The organism is Williamsia sp. (assembly GCF_036566845.1).
In the GTDB taxonomy this organism is placed as follows: domain Bacteria; phylum Actinomycetota; class Actinomycetes; order Mycobacteriales; family Mycobacteriaceae; genus Williamsia.
Genome location: NZ_DATCVM010000027.1, coordinates 1 through 2,229, shown reverse-complemented (window position 1 = coordinate 2,229; position 2,229 = coordinate 1). Strand labels below are relative to the sequence as shown.

General features: G+C 62.8%; 2 protein-coding genes and 2 pseudogenes. 2 read left to right on the top strand and 2 right to left on the bottom strand.

The genetic code is table 11. The features are described from left to right. Both VIQ49_RS01575 and VIQ49_RS28870 read left to right on the top strand, forming a co-directional pair. Positions 1–181, top strand: a pseudogene (locus VIQ49_RS01575) (hypothetical protein); the annotation flags it as partial. Next, positions 174–521: an RNHCP domain-containing protein gene (locus VIQ49_RS28870; protein WP_414731553.1), complete on the top strand. Its 348-nt coding sequence runs from the start codon at positions 174–176 to the stop codon at positions 519–521. The pseudogene VIQ49_RS01575 and the gene VIQ49_RS28870, both read left to right, overlap by 8 nt. On the opposite strand, the pseudogene VIQ49_RS01570 reads toward VIQ49_RS28870, so the two are convergent. Then, positions 450–1,578 (bottom strand): annotated as a pseudogene (locus VIQ49_RS01570) (IS110 family transposase). The gene VIQ49_RS28870 and the pseudogene VIQ49_RS01570 sit on opposite strands and share 72 nt — an antisense overlap. A gap of 158 nt (positions 1,579–1,736) precedes the next feature. Beyond that, on the bottom strand, positions 1,737–2,229 hold a 493-nt coding region (locus VIQ49_RS01565; RefSeq protein ID WP_331880138.1), incomplete at its 5' end, for an aldo/keto reductase.

The following is a 2,229-nucleotide window of genomic DNA, read 5'->3' as shown; positions in this document are numbered from 1 at the left end:
ACCTGATCCGCGAAAGCGTGGGCCCTACATCGCATTGTGGGCCACCGGCCTGGTGATGGGGCTCGCCCTCGGTCCGCTCATCTCGGGTGGAATTCTTGAAGCCGACGCCGGCTGGGGGTGGATCTTCGTGCCCATCGCAGGAATCGCCGCTCTCGCGAGCATGGTCGGCGCAGATGCCTGACCCTCGCTTCTCAAGGAGAGTGGAGGACTTCGACTGCGAGCGCTGCGGTGAGCATGTCGTCGGCAACGGGTACACAAATCATTGTCCGAGTTGCCTTTGGTCAAAGCATGTCGACGTGAATCCAGGCGACCGAGCTGCAGAGTGTCTCGGACAGATGGCACCAATAGAGATCCTCGCGAACTCCAGGGGCTGGAAGATCGTTCATGAATGTCAACGATGTGGCGCCATTCGAAGAGTGAAGAGTGTCGAGGCTGACTCTGTGGATTCACTAGCCGACGTCATGTCTGGCGCATCTTTGCGCGCTTCGCCGACCAGTCAGGGTTCGAGGGGTGGCCAGTGACCAACTCCAGCCGGCCAGTTCGCGGGCAACTGCGATGTTCGCCACGCAGGCGTTTTTCTTGCGGGCGTCAAAGGTGTCCCACCGGTGATGCAGACGCCGCCGGTTCCCGGCATGTCCACAGGCTTTGGCGACCGGCCCAGCAGCCTGCCAGCGAGTGCGCATCGTCCGGCCGGATTGTCATAGGGCCAGCGGTGATGCCAGGCCGCTTCGACCAGCAACCGGGGCACATGGGTGTTCCCGGTCGTGTGATCGTGCCCTGACTACGCGAATCGCCCGAGGAGTACTCGCTCGGGACCAGTGGCCAGCGTAAGCACCAATCGTCGACCCGTTCAGTCGGGTCCAGTCGCCGACCTCCACGGCCAACCCTAACGCGGTCAACGTCTAGACACCGCGTAGACACGTCAGTCGGGTCACCACCGGAGCCCACGGCTCGGTCTGGCCATCACGGCGATCTTCTCGTCGAGGCGATCGCGCCGTGCGTTGACGGTCAGCACCGCGTCAAAGTCGTTGTCGAAAGTGGCCTGCGGCGCCCGGGCCTCGAACCGCTGGTTACGCTGCCACAGTTCATGGTTCCCGCTCCACGCCGCCCCGTCGTAGTAGACAATCCCCTGTCGCACAAACAGTTTGGACAACCGGCGCCGCGCCCGCATCAGATCACCTCGGGCATCATCACGCGCACGGACCACATCACGGGCCGCTTCGGTATCCGATCCGGATCGGGAAGGGTCACCGCGACCAGCTCACCCAACCGCAACAACTTCGCCAGATGTGCCGCGTCTTTGGCGTCTGTTTTCACTCGATCACATACTGGCCGTTGCAATTTCGACGGCGCCACCACCACGCAGCCCATCCCGGCGGCGATGATCGTCCGCGCCAATCTGAACCCTGTCGGACCAGCCTCATAGGCCACCTGTACCGGCCCCGCCAACGCCATCAACCAGGCGATGATCGACTCAAAATCAGGCGACAACCGTGCTTTGACCACCGGCCCATCGTCATCGACGAGCCCATGAGCAACAACCGAACGGGCGTGTACATCCAACCCAACGCTAGTGATCCGTCGCTAAAATAACATGGTTATCTGTTGGAATGGGTCATGGTTGCTGCGGCGTTGATTGTGACAGATTCTCAGCGGGTGCAATTGGCGCGGATGGCGGCCGTCGACGTCGTTGCCTCAGTCGTGCGGGGTCCTGGAATAGGCCGCGTGGCCGGTCCCTACCGTCGGCGTGCCGCGGGCGTCAGTTCGGAGGCTCCGTAGCTGGTGTCTTCCGCGTTCAACGTCACGCCGGGTGCGACCAACGCGTCGACGCGATCGAGGATTTCAGAGCTCAGGCTGATGTCGGCTGCCGGAAGCTGAGATTCGAGCTGCCCCATGGTCCGGGGACCGATAATTGCCGACGTAACGCCCGGGTGATTAATCGCCCATGCAAGTGCCAGTTCGATCAGCGTCATTCCCGATTGCTCGGCGAGTACCGCGAGCTCTTCGACGACCTCGAGCTTGCGCTGGTTTGCCGGCTTGCTCATGTCGTATCGAGCGCTGGTACGGACGGCCGAGGCGGGGGTGCCCGGCGCGTCCTTGCGCCACCGACCAGTGAGCCAACCGCTGGACAGCGGGCTGTAGACCAATGTTCCGATACCGTAGCGCAACGTCGTGGGCAGGACGTCCTCCTCGATGCCGCGGACCAGGATCGAGTACGGCGGTTGCTCG